The following is an 18596-nucleotide window of genomic DNA, read 5'->3' on the forward strand; positions in this document are numbered from 1 at the left end:
CTGAGGGTGAAGACCCCAGCACGCGAGCAAACGGGCAGTAACAGGTAGAGGGTAAGAAAGTGAGAAGATAAAACGAGCACACGGTGGATGCCTTGGCACCTGGAGCCGAAGAAGGACGTGGCAGGCTGCGAAAAGCCTGGACGAGGGGCCTGCACCCGGTAGTAGTCCAGGATCTCCGAATGGGGAAACCCGATGTGCGAAAGCACATCATCCATACCTGAAGCAAGTAGGGTATGGAAGGCAAGCCGGCGAAGTGAAACATCTCAGTAGCCGGAGGAGGAGAAATCAACCGAGATTCCCTAAGTAGCGGCGAGCGAAAGGGGAAGAGCCCAAACCCACAGGGTGAAGAAGCCGGCAGGCGTTGCCCTGTGGGGGTAGCGGGACATAGCTAGGCGTGGCTGCCGACACGCCGCGGAGTAAAAAACCTAGTGTATAGCCGAACCAGCTGGGACGCTGGGCCGAAGAAGGTGAAAGCCCTGTAGGCGAAATGCACTAGGCTCCGTGAGCTATGATCCCAAGTACCCCGGGACACGAGGAATCCTGGGGGAATCAGGGGGGACCACCCTCCAAGGCTAAACACTCCAGGTGACCGATAGCGGAGAAGTACCGTGAGGGAAAGGTGAAAAGCACCCCGGAGAGGGGAGTGAAAGAGGACCTGAAACCGTGTGTTCACAAGGGGTACGACCGGATCTAAGGATCCGGAAGTGCATGCCTATTGAAGAATGAGCCAGGGAGTTCATGTCAGTGGCGAGGTTAAGGCGCTGGAGCGCTGGAGCCGGAGGGAAACCGAGTCTGAAAAGGGCGAAAAGTCGCTGGCATGAGACCCGAAGCCGCACGATCTATCCATGCCCAGGGTGAAGGCCGTATAACAGCGGCTGGAGGCCCGAACGGGTTCGGGGTAAAATCCGTTCCGATGAGGTGTGGATAGGGGTGAAATGCCAATCGAGTGCGGGGATAGCTGGTTCTCCCCGAAATGCATTTAGGTGCAGCCTCACGGATTGCCTGCTGGAGGTAGAGCTACCGATTGGGGTAGGGCCACAGAAGTGGTACCGAACCCAGTCGAACTCCGAATGCTGGCAGGGAGAAGTGGGAGTGAGTATCCGGGGGACAAGCTCCGGAGGCGAGAGGGGAACAACCCAGACCGTCGGCTAAGGTCCCGAAGTCTGTGCTAAGTGTTGCAAGAGGAAGGATGTGGGACTGCGAAGACAGCCAGGAGGTTGGCTTAGAAGCAGCCATCCTCTAAGGAGTGCGTAACAGCTCACTGGTCGAGCGGTTCCGCGCCGAAGATATAACGGGGCTAAAGCACAGCACCGAAGCCACGGAACTATACAGGTCTGCGGATCTGTATAGTTGGTAGGGGAGCGTTCCCTGCGGGGTGAAGTCACACTCGTGAGAGGTGATGGACTGCAGGGAAGTGAGAATCCTGGCATGAGTAGCGAGAGGTAGGTGAGAACCCTACCGCCCGGAAGCCCAAGGGATCCTACGGAAGGCCAATCCACGTAGGGAAAGGCGGGACCTAAGGTGAGGCCGAAAGGCGTAGCCGATGGATAGCCGGTCAAGATTCCGGCCCCACCCACCTGGAGGCTGAGGCGGGACGCAGGAGGTGCAGCACGCCGGGGAAGGGAACACCCGGTCCAAGTCCTGAGGCGAGGAGGAGTAGGCAAATCCGCTCCTCCGGTAAGCTGAGGGATGACGGGGAGCCCCATAAGGGGTGAAGGTGTGACGTGCCAGACTGCCGAGAAAAGCGTCGCAGCCGATGAAAGGTGGGTGCCCGTACCGGAAACCGACACAGGTGGGCAAGGTGCGAAGCACCAAAGGGTAGCGAGCTAACCCCAGTCAAGGAACTCTGCAAAATGGCCCCGTAACTTCGGGAGAAGGGGCGCCCGAGTAGCTTGACCCCCGCTAAGCTTAACAGTGGAGCGGGGTGTAGGGCGAAAGGGCCGCAGGAGATGGGTCCTGGGGACTGTTTACCAAAAACACAGCTCTATGCGAAGGCGAAAGCCGAAGTATATGGGGTGAGGCCTGGCCAGTGCTGGAAGGTTAAGGTGAGGGGTTATCCCCCGGAAGGGGGAGAAGCTCCGAGCCGAAGCCCCAGTAAACGCCGGCCGTAACTATAACGGTCCTAAGGTAGCGAAATTCCTTGCCGGGTAAGTTCCGGCCTGCATGAAAGGCATAACCACCGGGACACTGTCTCGACTGGGGGCTCGGTGAAATTACAGTGGGGGTGAAGATGCCCTCTACCCGCGGCAGGACGGAAAGACCCCGTGGAGCTTTACTGCAACCTAACATTGCCTATTGGGTGGCACTGCGCAGGATAGGTGGGAGGCTAAGAAGGCCCGCTTTCGGGCGGGCTGGAGCCGCCGGTGAGATACCACCCTGTGCCACTTGATGGGCTAACGACGCTCCGTGAAGCCGGAGGTCGGACAGTGTTAGGCGGGCAGTTTGACTGGGGCGGTCGCCTCCCAAAAGGTAACGGAGGCGTCCAAAGGTCACCTCAGGCGGCTTGGAAACCCGCTGATGAGTGCAAAGGCAGAAGGTGGCTTGACTGTGAGAGCGACAGCTCGAGCAGGTGGGAAACCAGGGCTTAGTGACCCGGCGCGCCTAAGTGGAAGGGGCGTCGATCAACGGATAAAAGCTACCCCGGGGATAACAGGCTAATGGGGCCCGAGAGTCCACATCGACGGCTCCGTTTGGCACCTCGATGTCGGCTCGTCCCATCCTGGGGCTGCAGCAGGTCCCAAGGGTTGGGCTGTTCGCCCATTAAAGGGGCACGCGAGCTGGGTTCAGAACGTCGTGAGACAGTTCGGTCCTTATCCGCCGCGGGCGCAGGATACCTGAGGGGAGGTCGGCCTAGTACGAGAGGACCGGTCGGCAGGGGGCGCTGGTGGATCGGTTGCACTGCCGAGTGCACAGCCGAGTAGCTAGACCCCCGAGGGATAAGCGCTGAAGGCATCTAAGCGCGAAGCCCATCCCGAGACGAGGTATCCCACTCCCTAGAAGGGAGGTAAGGGACCTGGGAGACTACCAGGTAGATAGGCCGTAGGTAGAAGCCCCGCGAGGGGTGAAGCCGAGCGGTACTAATATCCCGAGGGCTTCTCACTTTTAACTCTACCTGTTACTGCCGGATGCTCGTGTGCTGGGGTTTAGAGGTAAATAGTGGGTCTGTGCCCACGTCGTGGGGGTACACCCGGCAACATGCCGAACCCGGAAGTTAAGCCCACGAAGGCCGATGATACTAGTCACCGCGAGGGGCTGGGAAAGTAGGCCGGTGCAGACCCACTATAAAGGTGAGAGGGAGCCGCTGGAAAGTGGCTCCCTTTTTTCGTTTTGAAGAAAGATACAAGAGGTAGTAGATACGGATAGATAGAAGGATGTGGAAGAAGAGATTTTTCTTTTGACAACCTACTTGATCTAATCAATAGATGTGTGCATGGATAGAAAAAAGTGAAGTAAGACGAAGTGAGGATTGTAGAGGCAGACACCCCGAAAAAGCTATAGTTAAGTGAAAGACAAAGAATGCAAGTAGTTTGATGTAGCAATATGAGATGAGCAGAAAAGCCATAGTGGGTGCCCTGCAAATTATTCAGAAAAGCTATGTGTGATAGGGGTTTTTAGAGTAAGATGTGATATATCCTTATCGGTTGGTATATTCTCTGAAAGCGTTTCCTTATTTGAAAGGCCGAAGGTATAAAAGATAAAGTGCAACGAGTAAATGCTTTCAATAGCATATTACTGCATAGCTTTCGGTTGAACACTGAAGAGATAATGAAGGTATCTCATACTTCTTAATGTTTTTATAGTTTTACTCTCCTGTTATTGAACCTCAGATGAATTGATGAAGCTATGAGTATTTATGCTATGTTTGTGATGACTCACTACCTTGTATTCAGATGATGAATGGTAGCGTTTTTAAAGATTTGCTCTATCTGAATTTTTCCAGTACCACTGTACTATCTGCTACATCTTCCCACCAGTTTGAGTGGGAGACAATAATGAGTGATTTCCCCATGTTTTTCAGTGTATGGACTATCTGCTGGAAAATGTTTTTATATTTGTCATTGACACCTGACTCCGGTTCATCCATGAGAATGATATCGGCATTTGATAGCGCAGCTCTCAGGATATCTATAGCCCTTTTCTGTCCCCCACTAAGCGTGTCTTTATCAGGGTGAAGCTCTCTATCTAGTGGTAGATCTTCAAACAGTAGATGTAGCCCCAGCTGGTCTATCAATTTTTCTACCTTTTCAGGTGATATGTCTTTGTCAAGCTTGATATTTTCATATACGCTACCCGGTATTATTAGTGTGTTTTGTGGTAGGTAATAAAATCTTCCTTTGCCCTTCTTGATGCAGCCACTGTTCTTCTGCAGGCTACCAGTAAGACTCTTTAGTAAACTACTCTTGCCTATGCCGTTATCTCCCTTGATCAGGATACACTCTCCCTTATTTACTGTCATAGACACAGGTTTATGTGTTCCATATATAGATACCATGTCTTTGATATCAAGTGGAATATCTGGAGATATGAGACGGCTCTCTTCTTCATTCATGAGCTTTTCTATGTGTTTCATGGCTATGAGTGCCTTTGATATTCCTACGACGGAGCCAATGATTTTGTCTATCTGTATAAACCACATGGGTATGATGCCTATCAGTGCAATGGCTATAGCTTTGTTTTCTCTCATGTTATATACGCATATGGTTGTGGATATCACAGTCATAATATTCATCATTATGTTTCTGGAGCTTGATAGCACTGCCCATCTCTGGACCGTGTCTTTGTATTTATCTACAATATCTTTTACGATCTGGTGGAAAAATGTGTCAGATATGCTAACTTTGAGAAATGTGTTTTCTTTCAGTATCATTGTTGTAAGGTTTTGCTTCTGACGAAACACATCTCTGACATGGCCATATAGCTCTTTGGCTACCTTTGTGCTCCACATTCCATAGAGGCCGTATGCGGTGGATAGCACAATGAGTATAAATGCCGTTTGTATGGAGTATCTGTCTATGAGAAAGAGAATATATATGCCTATAGCTGTGCCTGTGATGATATTGGCTGGATAGTCAAGGAAGAGTTTCAGCACTGTATTAAGATCGTTATTTACAGTAGTGTGGAGCTTACCACTACCGTAGTGTGCAAGGGCAGATTCTTCTATAGACCTTAGTTTTTCAAAGATATTTGTTGTGAGTGTGCGATAGATGTTAAAAGAGTATATAAAGTATGTTGCCATACTCAGGGTGTATAGACATATCCATATAAAAAGTAGGGTAAATATGCGAAAGCTTTCTCCAGCTATAGTAGTACCAAGTCCAACCATTAGCTGAGTCTGTGCTATATATGTGGCTGTATGTAGCAGACTGTAGATGCCTACATATATGGCCAGCGTATTTATACTTCCATACCACTTTTGGGCTTTCTGGTTTTTCATAGGTATCTCCTGCGTGTTTTTGTATATTATACAAATTTCCATGATTATTTAGACTATAAAAAAGCCCCGCATCATGCGGGGCGTGAGGTGATTTCCCCTAAGGGAAAGGGGAGAGGAGCTAGAGTTCCCAGAGGTACTTCATGATGTTTCTCTTAAGAAGCATCTTTTTATCATCATCAAGAAGGGTGTCGGCGGCTTTCAGCATAACTCTAATATCATAGTGTCCCTTATATGTTTCTGGTGGCTGTTTGTCTATACCCAGTACACCGTATACTGCCATCATTGCGGATTTGATGGAATACTCAACGGTGAATACACATTCACCGGGTACTTCGGCAAACTGTCCCATAAAGGCTATATTCTTATAGCCTTCTGGCACAACAGGTGGTCTATCGCCCACTGCTCTTGGCATAAACTGGGCTGTAATATACGGCATCATGGCTGTGCGTACATTGATGACGCTTTTCATGAGCTCCTCCTTGTCATCAAGCCACCTAAGCTGATACAGAAGTTCTTCAAATATCTCTTTGCCCGTGCACTGGCTCATGGGCTTCTTTACATAGTCACCCTCTTTGTCTATAAACAGCCCATATCCCCAGAGAACATATACATCATCGGGTTGATTCCTAAAGTGTGGTTGTCTAAATGCCACGATGGACATGAGCCAAGAGGAGTCTTTAAATGTGACAAGTCCACCGGTACCTGTTTTATTGCCCGTAAACTCTTCCAGCTTTTTAAAGAACTTGTCGCCTTTGAATGTAATGGTAAAGGACTCCCACTTAGACTTGTCAATATTGCTGGCAAATTTGTCGGGATTGCCAAATATCTTATCTCTCTTTGCAAGGTTTCTCCATAGCCTCCACACATCACCCTCAGATGTGTTGAGGGGTGGCACGGTGTTCCAGTCTCCATATGTGGAATTTTCTACCATAGAACCGTTGGTAATAAAGACGATGTCTTTGGGACCGAGTTTGATAACATCTTTGCCACTGGCATTTTCTATGTGAATAGCCATGGCATATTTGCCGTCGCTTCTTTCTTCAAAGTCTACATCTACAACCTTTGTGCCCATGATAAATTTCACGCCACGCTCTTTAAGGTAATTTTGTAGAGGCAGTATCATGGCATCGTATTGGTTGAGTGGAGTTCTCAGTACTCCCTCTATACGGTTCATGCCGGGTACAAGGTGCATAAAGCGAATCATATACCTACGCATTTCCGCTACGCTGTGCCATGGCTGGAAGGCAAACATTGTTGCCCAGAAATACCAAAAGTTGGTCTTGAAGAATGATGGGCTAAACCACTGCTCTATGGTGACATCGGCAAGGTCTTCTTCTGGGGTTAGTAGTAGCTCGTTCATCTCGTTGAGATGTCTCATGGTAAGCTCGTACTTTTCAAAGTTTGCCTTTTTACCACCTTCTACAAGACGGCATTTAGATGAGCCTACATATTCTTTGTTGAACTCTACAACCTCGTCAAGAACGGTTTTCTCAGGATTATCAAGCGATGGTATTTGAGAGAAGAGGTCCCAAGTGCTGTCGTAATGTTCCTCAAACATGCGGCCTCCTCTGAGGATATAACCCCTCTCGGGGTCACCTGCACCATCAAGACAACCACCATTTAGCCCTGTTTTTTCTATGATGTGAATATTTTCACCGGGCATACCGGCATCTCTCATGAGATAAAATGCCGCAGCCAGTGATGCTATGCCACCGCCAACAAGATATGCCTTTCTCTCTTTTATATCTGCTGGTTTGGGTGCATTGTATCGTCTGTAATTTAACATATCTTCCACCTCCTTGTGTGATTTCACTGGTATTGTAGAAAAAAATTTTCATAATGTCCAATATATGATTTAATATAATTAGATAACTTATCAATTATGAGGTGAATGCTATGGAGCTGACATGGATAAAGTACTTTGTGGAGCTTGCCCATGAGGGACATATGACAAGGACGGCAGAAAAACTGGGAGTGTCTCAGCCCAACCTTAGCATGGTGATAAAGAGACTGGAACAGGAACTGGGAGTGCCATTGTTTGATAGGGTAGGAAGAAGGATTACCCTTAGTGACTATGGCAAAGCCTTTTTGCCTTATGCTACAAAGACTTTATCGGCAATAGAGTCGGGTAAAAGGGCTGTTTTAGAGGTCAAGGGGATTTATGATAGAAATATAACCCTTGCCACGACGGGAACAACTTTTCTGTTTGGACTTTTAAAAGATTTTATTAAGCAATATCCCGATGTTAGGGTGCGTCAGTTTATCGTGTCTCCAGAGGAGGCCTCATCTATGCTCAAGATGGGAAAGGCAGACTTTGCCATAACATCACCGCCACTGAGTGAAGAGGAACTGTGCACGACACTGATATATGAAGACAAAATACTCCTTGCCACATCAAGAGACCATCATCTATCGAGGGAAGAGAGCATAGATCTAAGAGATTTAAAAGATGAGCCCTTTATAGACCTTGTTGAAAACTACACGTTTAGGAAGCTAACAGATGAAATGTGTCAGCTGGCAGGATTTACTCCCAATATTGTATTTGAAGGAGAAATAGTCCTTATGGCTGAACTTGTAGAAGAGGGGCTTGGAGTTGCCCTTATTCCGGAGAGCATTATGAGACTATATCCCGACTTTCCGGTGAAGGTAATTCCTATCAGATACCCCGAATATACAAGAAAAGTGGGGCTTAGTTGGTATAAGCATAGCCATATGGGTAAGTACAAGGAGGCATTTAGGGAGTTTGTGGAGGCATATTATAAGTGAGTTTTATATAATACTATTGTAAATATTTATGGGAGAGTGGTTATCGTTGCCTCAAAGAAGAAAGTATATTGTATTACTTACTGTAATGGCTGCGGTGGTGCTTGTAATACTGGTTGTATACTTTCAGGTAAGAAATATGGAATATCCTCCTCCTGGTAGCCATGTTGTTGATACTTGGGTAGTTTCTCATAATGGAAAAAGCTATATTTCTGATGGACGATACAGGGCTTTGAAAACTGAAGATGATGTAGGTATATACACATATACTGCTACTGTTCACTTATGTGAGAATAAGGAGATGTTTCTAGTTATTTCCCGTCCTGTTTTTCGAGGGCTTAATGTATTTATAGACGGAGAGCTTGTTGGTAGTATTGGTGATATGAAAACAGGGCGAAGTAATCTGTGGAATGGTACATTTATGTTTCCTATCAATTCTAAGACATCTACAGCAAAGATTACACTTGTGGGATATGCACTATTTGCCAGAGGATTTTACATACCAGCATTTGTTGCTCCTAGGGATATTGCCCAAATGTATGTGATGAGAAACAATGTGTTTTCTGAAAACTTGTTTGCATGGGCGACAGGTGCAAGTATCCTCTTGTTTATTACTTTTATGATGATTGCTTTCAGCGGTAGGGTGCCTATAGGCAAGGTGTATTACTATTTCGGGTTGGGAATGCTATTTTTATCTGCGGTATTTTTTGACAATGTTGTAGAATTGGTCCTACCTGTAGACTATGTTATTTATCAAAAGGCACTGGTGATAGCTTCCCTTGTAGCTCCCTTATTTATTCATGTGGGAATACTGGAACTTTTACTCAATGGGCAGAAGAAACCATTGGTTGCCCGTATTTTATCGTATACGTTAGCTCTTTTATCTCTTATTGTCGCCCTCTGGTGGGGGAATATACTATCTTTTAACAGGTTTATTTATTACTCGATGATTATTATTCCTGTAGTTGTGCTGTATGATGTGTATCTATTTATAAAAGAAATCTTTGAGGGGATTTCTATTCCCTTTACATATCTCATTATATTTGTCGGATTGGTTGCGGAGATGATACTTCTCATTATTGATATTGTGGCCAGGATACTTATGCTGACGCGACCGATGTATGTGGTTTTTTACTCATATTATGGTCTTGTGTTTGCCATGCTGGGTATCTATATGGCCCTCATTTATGATTATATCTATGTATATGAAAGTGCTGGTGCAGAGCATAAGCTTGCCATGGAACTCAAGGATGCCTCTGAGACCGACGAACTAACTGGGGTATACAATAGGCGCTATCTTCATAAAATAGCCCAGACTGTTGAAGGAAGAGTATGTATTCTCATGATAGATATAGACCATTTTAAGAAGGTCAATGATACATATGGCCATCTTGCCGGTGATACTGTGCTTAAGGAGCTTGTGGGTGTCATAAGAAAGCAACTCAGGGCTCATGATGTTCTTGTTAGGTATGGTGGAGAGGAGTTTCTTGTTATTCTTTCAGATACTCTGCCTGATGCAGCCGTTCATATTGCAGAACGGATTAGGAGGGCCATAGAAAAGTATGAGTTTGTTGTCAAGTCAGACTATATTCATAAGATACATATAACAGTCTCTGTAGGTGTTAGCTGCGGACTTATTCCTGCCGGAGGCTCTTCGTATATCATTTGGAATCTTATTGCTAAAGCAGATGAAGCATTATATATAGCAAAGTCTGCTGGAAGAAACAAGGTTATATCCTCTGGATAAGGTATGAAAGTTTTTCTATTATAATGTTCTGTGAATAGTTGCAATGTCTCTATAAACAAATATTAGACCGGGTATATTAGCAACGGCGTGAACTATGGTGTTCAGGGTAAGACTGTGATATATGGAAAATGTATACGCCAGTATGCTTCCCAGTATAAAGATACCTATAAGGTGTATGATTTTATATGTCATTGAGTTTTGCCAATATGCCCCTATATGTAGAATGGCAAATATGAAACCGTCTACTACAATAGCTACGGCAAGTGGCATAAACTGTATTAGGCCTGTAAATAATACTCCCCTAAATATTATCTCTTCTGACAACGGGGCTAAAACAAATAATGTTATTACTACAATGGCTATATTACTCTGTCTGATGATATGTTTTAGTTCATCGTCTTCGTGAAGGTATGCTGCAAGTGCGTTTAAGGTAAGGCTTATCATCAAGGCTACACCACTCCACATAAGGGTGGCATAGCCCCATGGCACATTGAAATACTGATACGTAAATGGTAGTGCCACAGCGCCTCCTACCAATGCACCTATGGCAGATGCGTAGAGTGGATTTTCTATATACCTAATAAGGTATGTTGATATCACACCTTCCATAACAATAACACATATAAAAACTGCTATCATTAACATATCCATCACCGTATATAGGTTATCATTTTACAGAGGTGATAGTGTTGAAAATTCGAATAATAGTTGATTCTGGTAGCAACTTTACGGCTGAAGAGGTGGAAAAATATGATTTGGGCTGGATACCCCTTCATATAGTCTATCCCGATGGGCGTATTATAGATGATGAACCTCATCTTGGACAGGAGCTATATGATGATATAGCCACCGGTAAACTGTCCACTTCTCAACCCACTCCTGAAAAAATACGTACTGTGTTTGAGGAGACCCTTAGTCGCTATGACTATGGTGTGTATTTGCCCTTGTCCTCTGCACTGTCTGGGACATATATGGCTGCCAAAATGGTTGTCTCGGAGATGAAGACAGATCGTATTAAGGTCATAGATAGTAAGCAGATTACTATAGGCATTGATGTTCTTGTGATGCGTATTCTTGAGGAGATAGAAAAAGGAGTGGATTTCTGTCGAATAGAAGAGCTGTTTAACGATATTCGTAGTAGGCAGAGATTTTATTTTCTTCTTGAAACACTTGAGCACTTGAAAAGGGGCGGGCGTATTGGCAGGGCAAAGTATGTTGTGGGTACAATGCTAAGAGTTGTTCCTCTCCTTGTTATAGATGACGATGGTTATATTAATGCCAGTAAAAAAGCCCGTGGTGTGAAAAAGGTTATTAAGATGATAGATGAATATGTTTCTACTGATAATATCGGTCCATCTTCTCATATGCATGTTGTGCTTGGGAGACCTAAACATAAAGATATATGGCCTTTTGCCCATAAGCTCCAGTCAGAGTATGGTGCTAAAATCAAGCTTGTAAGACCGCTAACTGCCATACATGTTGGTATATGGGGCGTGGGTGTGTCTTATATAGTGGAGTAGATTCTTATAAATGTTAAAATGCATATAGAAATCCGTGCAGAGGAGGGATATTGTGGATATTGGTATAGTTGTGGATTCCGCAAGTAATTTTACACCGGAGGAGCTAGAGCAGTATGATTTGGGGTGGGTGCCGCTGCATATAGTGTACCCTGATGGACATAGTATACCCGATACACCAGATCATCTTCTTGATTTGTATGATGACATAGCTACAGGAAAGCTAACAACCTCTCAGCCCTCGCCGGATAGTATTAAGACAGCACTTCTTCAGAAGCTTGAAAAATATCCCAAGGTCATATTTTTCACACTGTCCTCTGCACTATCAGGTACATATCATACGGCCAAGATGGTGGCCTCTGAGATTGGTGAAGATAGGGTAAAGGTTATCGATACAAGGCAGATGGCTACCGGTATTGATGTACATGTAATGGCTGTAAGGAACTGTCTGATATCTGGAGCATGCTCATTTGAAAAGGTTGAGGAATATGCCAAGTCTCTATGGGGCAAAGCTCAGATTATGTTTCTTCTTGAAACTCTTGAACATTTAGAAAAAAGTGGTCGCATTAGTAGGGTGCAATCAATCATAGGTTCTATGCTAAGGGTTATGCCTATTTTCTATGTTGATGAAGAGGGATATGTCAATGCCATAGAGAAAGTGAGAGGTAGTATTAAAAAGGGACTGAGGGTACTAGAAAAGATATTTGATAGCAGAAAGATGAGGAAAGATGTGCAGCCTAGAGTGATTGTTGGTAGACCTAAACACAAAGAACTGATGGACTTTGCCCATTATCTAGCCGATAAATTTGATGGTGTTATTAGATATGTAAGACCTACCACAGCCGTTCATACAGGTATATGGGGCGTTGGTATGTCTTGGGTAGATGAGTAGAAAATTTATACTCTCCTTGTCAAGTGGCGGTTCTTTAGGTTATGCCCACATTGGTGTTTTAAAGGCGTTTATTGAGAGTGGAATTGATATTTTAGCTATTTCTGGTACTTCTATGGGTGGAATAGTGTCTTCTCTGTTTGCCTTGGGTATATCTCCTTATGATATAGAGGATGTATTCGTCTCTATTATGAGCAATATCTCTGTCTTTTCGTCAGCTGTTCTTAGCCATATAGGGGTTCATGTGGGACCTATGGCATTTTTACACTCTATGCTGAAAGGTATAAAGATAGGACATAGTCGTATACCCCTGTTTGTGTATGCCACCGATATGTATACCCGAAAGCCCTATCTTTTTCAGCCAGAAGATGATATGTTTACAGCCCTGAGGGCCACATCTGCTATTCCCGGTATCTTTCCCCCAATAAAGTACAAGGGCATGTATCTTGTCGATGGTGGTATTGCTCTACCATTACCTAGCAAAGATCTGATGAAATATAAGACACCTGATGTGGTATCGGTTGGTATTGAGGTATATGGTGGTACACTGATGGGCATAAGACGTTCCCGAGTATCTATTATGCATGCCTACAGCCTTATTATGAGCAGGCACGGGCGGTGTAGAGGAAGATATCTTGACTATATTATTTCTCCTAACCTCAGAGGGTATACCAACCTTATGTATGGCAGGGTAAGAGAGATTATCGAGAGAGGATATGCAGCAGGTATCTCTTTTCTTGAAGACATATATAGAAAAGGATTGTTATGAATACCTTGGCTTGCCTGTGAATTAACTGGAAATAGATAAAGAAAAGAGGGGGCACAAGGCCCCCTTATACATTACTCTCTCATGAGTTTCCTCAGTTTCTTACTTCTGTGTGGTGAGCGGAGCTTCTTTAGTGCCTTCTGTAGTATTTGTCTAACCCTTTCACGGGTTATACCAAAGTGCTGTCCGACATCATCAAGGCTTCGTTCAATACCGTCGTCAAGCCCGTAGTAGAGTTTAATAATTTCCCTTTCTCTCTCGGGCAATTCTTCTATTATCTTACGGAGATTCTCTTTCATCTCTTTTCTAGCTACATACTCCTCTGGCTTTTCTGTGTTGGGATCCTCAATAAAGTCGCCAAAATGGGTATCCTCTTCATCACCAATAGTGGCCTCCAATGATTTAGGGTCTTGTATGGTGGTTTCAATGTCTTTAACCTTTTCCACATCTATACCCATGGCTGCGGCTATTTCCTCTGTGGTGGGTTCTCTGCCAAGCTCATGGTATAGCTCCTGCTTTGTCTTAAGATACTTGTTACGAGTTTCTACCATATGTACGGGTATTCTGATGGTACGGGACTGGTCAGCCAGTGCCCTTGTAATGGCCTGCCTAATCCACCATGTGGCATAAGTGGAGAATTTGTAGCCTCTGCGCCATTCAAATTTTTCAACAGCCTTCATGAGGCCTATGGTGCCCTCTTGAATGAGGTCCATAAAGTCCATTCCTCTGCCTGTGTACTTCTTGGCAATAGAGACAACGAGTCTGAGGTTGGAAACAATCAGCCTTTCCCATGCATATTCTGCCTCTTCTTTTAATACCTCCAGTTCCCAGTCATCAACAGGTTCGTCACCATATTCTTTGAGAAATTCCAGTTCCTCTTCTGTTAGCTCTTCGCCTCTGTCTCTTTTATCGAGAATTTCCTTCTTGCGCTGGAGAATGTTGTATTCTTCTATCTTTTGGGCTAAAGCTTTCTCCTGCTCAGCTGTTAGTAGGTTAACCTGTCCTATTTCCTGAAGATATGTCTGTACTAGTCCCAATGCCCTTTGTGCACGGGAATAGGTATGGATTTCAGAGAATAGATCTTCTCCTGCATCTTCTCCTACAGATAAACCTGCATCTTCAAGCTCCCCACTAATGTAGTCAAGGTCTGCATCGTTGCCATAGTAAGAGACAATATCCTCTTCAGTTAGGGTACCTTCTTTATCGTAGATGCGTTTAAAGTGGGCAAGATCTCGTTTGGAGAGTTTTTTCTTCTTAGATGTAGATTTTTTCTTCCTTCTGCGCTGGATAATCTTGTTCATCTTTTCACATGCAAACCACCATACCCAATCATCAAATGTGTATGGCATGTTCCAAGAATATTTTTCTTGGGCTTCCTTAATAGCTTCTTCAAGTCTGTCATAGATGTCGAATGGTTCGAGTCCGAATGCTGCAAATTGGGGAGCAAGGTCATGTAAAATGCGGAAATGCTCTTCATTGATGTCTTCAACCGAATCCATGATTGTTACATCATGAACATGTCCCTTTTTCCTCGATAGGAACAATTCCTTTTTCTTGTCGATGTGTTCTTTGATTTCAGATAGAGCTTCTTTGTCGGGTTTTTCTGTGCTATATACAATTTGCACAGGTAAGTTTTCTTTTCTGATTCTGTATCTGAGATATGCCACCACTTCTGGATGGTACTGCTTGGTAATCTTCTTCTTCCTAAACCAAGTTTTCAGGTCATCCCATGTAATGAACTCTTTACCTTCATTGATGGCATTTTCTACAAGTTTCCATGCTGCGGCCTTGATATCCTCCATGCTTTTAGCCAAGAGATACCACCTCCCATAAAGAAAAAGCAAAAACAAGAGTAGTTCACGACTACCCTCACAGGTTAGATACCATTATATCACAAACATTATTCACAAATCAGACTTATCTCTGGTGTGCAGTTTTCTCAGCATCTGGATCAGAGCTCTTTTTACCCGCAGTGTGGGGATAGTGATTTTCATTATTGGGGAAGAGGGACCTGTTGGTCTTATTGTATGAGGTATTTTTACTCGAGGATGTATTTGTGTTTGTTCTTCTGAACTGGTGGGTTGTATGATAAGAAAGTATTTCTGTTGTTGCCGAGGGGGATGGAGCTCTGTATACACAGGGTGTTTTTGAGGAGTGTATTGAGGGCTGTATCGTTGAGGATAATATATCTTTCTATTGGTGATGGCTACATGTGTATAGAACGGGGCTATCTTTCTTAATTTTTCTAGATATGACTTGTATTTTATTTTCCTTACAGATGCATTTATGATCTGTCTTACTCGTTCTCTACTGAGCCCGAAGATATTGCCTATTTCCGATAATGACATAGGTGGATAATCTTCTATTCCAAAATGCATCGTGAGGATTTCTCTATTACGCTCTGGAAGCTTTGATAATATGGCACTGATATGCCTTTTTATATCCTGTTTTAGGACATATTCTTCTGGGTTAGACCATGAATGGTTATCAGGCACTTCATATGCCATACTTTCTACTGTTCTATCGATAGATATATACTGCTGTTGTATAAGTTTCTTTATATCTCTGACTTTTTCTACGGTCATGTTGAGGTGCTTGGCTAGATCGCTATCTGTGGGAGGTGTGCCTGAAGCTTCCAATAGCTCTTTGTATGCCTTTTGATACTTTTTGATGGCTTCTTGCATATGGACGGGTATTCTTATCTGCTCCTTGGTATTGGCGATATACCTATTAATATGCTGTTTAATCCACCATGTGGCGTATGTGGAAAACTTGTTTCCCATTGTCGGGTCAAAGTTGTCTATCGCCTTCATTAGTCCTAATATACCCTCTTCTATGAGATCTTCTAATGGTGCTTGGTAACTGGTAAAGTGTTTGGCAATTGATACTACCAGTCTCAGATTGGATGTAATAAATCTGTTTCGTGCTTCCTGTGCCTGCGGGGCTAATTTTTCTAATAATATCTCGTTGACTATAAGTGGTTTATGGTCTTCTAAAAACTGTCTTTCCTCATCAGATAGGTTGTCTTGTCTGGCGAGTTTTTCTTGTATCTGTTTCTTTTTCAGCTCTGTTTGGTAGGTATAAATAATCCATGCTAGCTGTTTTTCTTCTTCTGCACTGAGAAGCGGGTATCTTCCCATCTGCTTCATAAATATAGTAAGGGCACTGCTACCTTTAAAATCTGTAGCATCTGCACTAGGTTCATATATAGCATCTATTTCATATATTTCCTCTTGATATTTTCTATTAGCGAGTTTGCGATAGAAGGTTTGTGAAATATACCACCATGCCCAATCGGTGATGGTTGTTTTAGCTCTTTCGTCATAGGATTGATATGCTTGGTCTATGGCCTTTTCCATAACATCGATGACATCGTATACATTTTCAAGATATGCAAATTCGGGATATAGATTATAAATGAGTTTATAGTATGTGTGATTGCGTTCTATAGGTGGCGTAGCATGCTTGTCGAAATAGATGGAAAACCTTAATACTGTTCTAATGTTATTTTCTTTCATCCACTGTCTAAGTGATGCTGTTAAATAGGGTTGCTCTCTTAATCTTATAGCCTTTTCTCTAAACCATGTCTTCAACTCTTCAAATGTGATGATATGTTTACCTAGTATATCAGACTCTCTTATTTTATCTATGAGGTATTGTAGATTATCCATGATTTTTCAACCTTGTGCATCCAAGGTCGGGATGGCTGTATATCTTTTCCACAACTGCTTTTTTCTTCTGTAAGGTTTCCAACATTTCGGGGTTTTTCATGTTTTCTTGCATGAGGTCCCTGTATCTCAGCATGAGCCATCGGGAGACAAGACATATAAATCGTGGTCCACTGTCCTCCGTATTTACGCTGCCAGAATATTTGTATATGTCCTTGGCTATTTCGTTGTCTACAGCCCTCAGATAGGTATGAAAAGTCTCTATAGGGGCATTCTCTTCATGCTTCTGAAAAAACTCTACGATATGTTTGAGTAGCCTTGCCAACTTGTCCATGTGTGGATGAAAATCCTCGGCGTAGCTCTGTGGAAGATAAATGTATTGAACAGGGTCGAAGAGTAGAATCTCGTAAATGCCTTCTTCTAATGTGTCATATCGATTACGCCCTTTTCCTATGGTTATCGATGGAGAGCGCGATGTACGTTTCATCTTATACAGCTTGCCCATCAGTTCAGGTCCCGGTATGGCAAGTGCTTTTTCGATAAGCCCTACGATAATCTTCCATGTGTCTTCAGATTGTGAAGTGGCATATTGACTATACTCTTCTAGTCGTTTCCCTATGATCATCGATTTTCGTGGGTCCGATGGTGAGATCCCTTCTGTTAGTCTGGTGGCTATAAATCTCTCAAAAGGCATGCCCTCCATAAGCATATTCTCCATAGCCTGCTCTCCATACTTTACGACATACTCATCTGGGTCCATTCCCTCTGGGAGATGGACGACATTGACGAAAATCCCTAAACTACTGAGTTTAAAGCCAGAGGATATGGTTGCCTTTATGCCTGCTGCATCGGGGTCGAATAGGAGATATGCTCTTTCCACTAAGGAGGATACTTCTCTTGCTAACCTATCTGACAGAGCTGTTCCCATAGGTGCCACTGTTTCGACAAAGCCGTATTTGTGCATGAGGATGACATCAAAATATCCCTCAACGAATATCATACGCTTCTTTTCTTTTGCCACCTTGCGTGCCCTGTGAAGTCCAAAGAGTATATTGCTCTTTTTAAATATAGGACTATCGGGACCGTTAAGGTATTTGGGACCTTCCCCTTTCCACAGTCTTCCCCCAAGTGATACATATTTACCTGTGCCATCGGCGATAGGTATAATAATGCGATTTCTCATAGCGTCTGTGCCATCTTTTCTGAGAATACCTGCCTCTACAAAGGGCTTAAGGTCTATCCCCTTTTCCCTAAGATAAGCAAATAGTGGCTTTAGTGGTGAGGCAAACCCTATTTTCCACTCTTCAATGTCTGCATCATCAAGTCCTCTGTCATATAGGTACTGAAGGATAATACTATTCTCTTTTGCCGATAAGAGAAAGCGGTGATAGTATTGAGCTGCGTATGCTACTGCCTTTTTCAGGAGCTTAGACGGAGAAGTTTTTATTGTTGTAGTGGAGCCTTTCATAGATTTTATTTCTTCTTCTACATCTATGCCTACACGCTCCCCCAATATCTCCAGTGCCTCAAGAAATGATACATTTTCAATATCCTCTATGAACTTGATTACATCACCCGATGCTCCACATCCAAAGCAGTGGTACAAACCCTTTTCACCGGACACGGAGAAAGAGGGATTTTTATCGGGATGAAAGGGACATCGCCCCATCCACTGGGAGCCTACCCTTTTTAGCTCGACATAATCTGATATAACATCGACAATATCCACATTGTCTTTAATGTACTGGACCAGTTCTTCAAATGTTTCAAAGCGAGCCATATATCATCACCATAATCATTGTACAGTAGAAA

General features: G+C 43.8%; 11 protein-coding genes and 2 rRNA genes. 7 read left to right on the forward strand and 6 right to left on the reverse strand.

The window, feature by feature from the left end; genetic code table 11:
• The first annotated feature begins 60 nt into the window (after positions 1–60).
• Together GM182_RS00810 and rrf are read left to right on the forward strand one after the other, a co-directional pair.
• Positions 61–3101: ribosomal RNA gene (locus GM182_RS00810) — 23S ribosomal RNA — on the forward strand.
• 59 nt (positions 3102–3160) lie between these two features.
• Positions 3161–3277, forward strand: a 5S ribosomal RNA gene (gene rrf, locus GM182_RS00815).
• Between the two features lie 645 nt (positions 3278–3922).
• Here the strand turns inward: rrf and GM182_RS00820 are convergent.
• The gene (locus GM182_RS00820) at positions 3923–5434 is read right to left on the reverse strand and encodes an ATP-binding cassette domain-containing protein (RefSeq protein WP_449186706.1); all 1512 of its coding nucleotides are present in this window, start codon (positions 5432–5434) and stop codon (positions 3923–3925) included.
• Positions 5435–5552: 118 nt separating this feature from the next.
• On the reverse strand, positions 5553–7220 hold the full coding sequence (locus GM182_RS00825; RefSeq protein WP_449186707.1) for an oleate hydratase: 1668 nt from the start codon (positions 7218–7220) through the stop codon (positions 5553–5555).
• A 110-nt stretch (positions 7221–7330) separates the two neighbouring features.
• Between GM182_RS00825 and GM182_RS00830 the strand changes: the two genes are divergently transcribed.
• Positions 7331–8200, forward strand: a complete 870-nt coding sequence (locus GM182_RS00830; protein WP_449186708.1) for a LysR family transcriptional regulator — start codon at positions 7331–7333, stop codon at positions 8198–8200.
• 46 nt (positions 8201–8246) lie between these two features.
• A complete protein-coding gene (locus GM182_RS00835; protein WP_449186709.1) occupies positions 8247–9944 on the forward strand; it encodes a GGDEF domain-containing protein in 1698 nt (565 codons plus the stop codon).
• 18 nt (positions 9945–9962) lie between these two features.
• Here GM182_RS00835 and GM182_RS00840 read toward each other — a convergent pair whose 3' ends face one another.
• Positions 9963–10583, reverse strand: coding sequence for a CPBP family intramembrane glutamic endopeptidase (locus GM182_RS00840; protein ID WP_449186710.1), 621 nt, complete (start codon positions 10581–10583; stop codon positions 9963–9965).
• A 50-nt stretch (positions 10584–10633) separates the two neighbouring features.
• On the opposite strand from GM182_RS00840, the gene GM182_RS00845 reads away from it, so the two are divergent.
• Genes GM182_RS00845 through GM182_RS00855 form a run of 3 tightly spaced genes read left to right on the forward strand, consistent with a single transcriptional unit; the run spans position 10634 to position 13119 of the window.
• Complete coding sequence (locus tag GM182_RS00845) at positions 10634–11464, forward strand: DegV family protein (protein WP_449186711.1); 831 nt, start codon at positions 10634–10636, stop codon at positions 11462–11464.
• Positions 11465–11516: 52 nt separating this feature from the next.
• Positions 11517–12353, forward strand: a complete 837-nt coding sequence (locus GM182_RS00850) for a DegV family protein (protein WP_449186712.1) — start codon at positions 11517–11519, stop codon at positions 12351–12353.
• On the forward strand, positions 12346–13119 hold the full coding sequence (locus GM182_RS00855; protein WP_449186713.1) for a patatin-like phospholipase family protein: 774 nt from the start codon (positions 12346–12348) through the stop codon (positions 13117–13119). The genes GM182_RS00850 and GM182_RS00855 overlap by 8 nt, the downstream gene beginning before the upstream one ends.
• Before the next feature lie 71 nt (positions 13120–13190).
• On the opposite strand, the gene GM182_RS00860 is transcribed toward GM182_RS00855, so the two are convergent.
• The 3 genes from GM182_RS00860 to dnaG form a co-directional block, all read right to left on the reverse strand.
• Positions 13191–14417, reverse strand: coding sequence for a sigma-70 family RNA polymerase sigma factor (locus GM182_RS00860; RefSeq protein ID WP_449187262.1), 1227 nt, complete (start codon positions 14415–14417; stop codon positions 13191–13193).
• Between the two features lie 603 nt (positions 14418–15020).
• Entirely contained in the window at positions 15021–16787 is a 1767-nt protein-coding gene (locus GM182_RS00865) for a sigma-70 family RNA polymerase sigma factor (protein WP_449186714.1), read from the reverse strand.
• A complete protein-coding gene (gene dnaG, locus GM182_RS00870; protein WP_449186715.1) occupies positions 16780–18564 on the reverse strand; it encodes a DNA primase in 1785 nt (594 codons plus the stop codon). The genes GM182_RS00865 and dnaG overlap by 8 nt, the downstream gene beginning before the upstream one ends.
• Positions 18565–18596: the final 32 nt, after the last annotated feature.

The sequence above is a fragment of the Zhurongbacter thermophilus genome (genome assembly GCF_026184435.1).
Classification (GTDB): Bacteria; Coprothermobacterota; Coprothermobacteria; order Coprothermobacterales; family JAADFF01; genus JAADFF01.

What these genes read in the sequence shown, in the direction of transcription:
- GM182_RS00865 (WP_449186714.1), bottom strand. Translation starts at nt 16,787, where the DNA reads ATGGATAATCTACAATACCTCATAGATAAAATAAGAGAGTCTGATATA.
- GM182_RS00855 (WP_449186713.1), top strand. Translation starts at nt 12,346, where the DNA reads ATGAGTAGAAAATTTATACTCTCCTTGTCAAGTGGCGGTTCTTTAGGT.
- GM182_RS00840 (WP_449186710.1), bottom strand. Translation starts at nt 10,583, where the DNA reads ATGATAGCAGTTTTTATATGTGTTATTGTTATGGAAGGTGTGATATCA.
- dnaG (WP_449186715.1), bottom strand. Translation starts at nt 18,564, where the DNA reads ATGGCTCGCTTTGAAACATTTGAAGAACTGGTCCAGTACATTAAAGAC.
- GM182_RS00860 (WP_449187262.1), bottom strand. Translation starts at nt 14,417, where the DNA reads ATGAACAAGATTATCCAGCGCAGAAGGAAGAAAAAATCTACATCTAAG.
- GM182_RS00825 (WP_449186707.1), bottom strand. Translation starts at nt 7,220, where the DNA reads ATGTTAAATTACAGACGATACAATGCACCCAAACCAGCAGATATAAAA.
- GM182_RS00820 (WP_449186706.1), bottom strand. Translation starts at nt 5,434, where the DNA reads ATGAAAAACCAGAAAGCCCAAAAGTGGTATGGAAGTATAAATACGCTG.
- GM182_RS00830 (WP_449186708.1), top strand. Translation starts at nt 7,331, where the DNA reads ATGGAGCTGACATGGATAAAGTACTTTGTGGAGCTTGCCCATGAGGGA.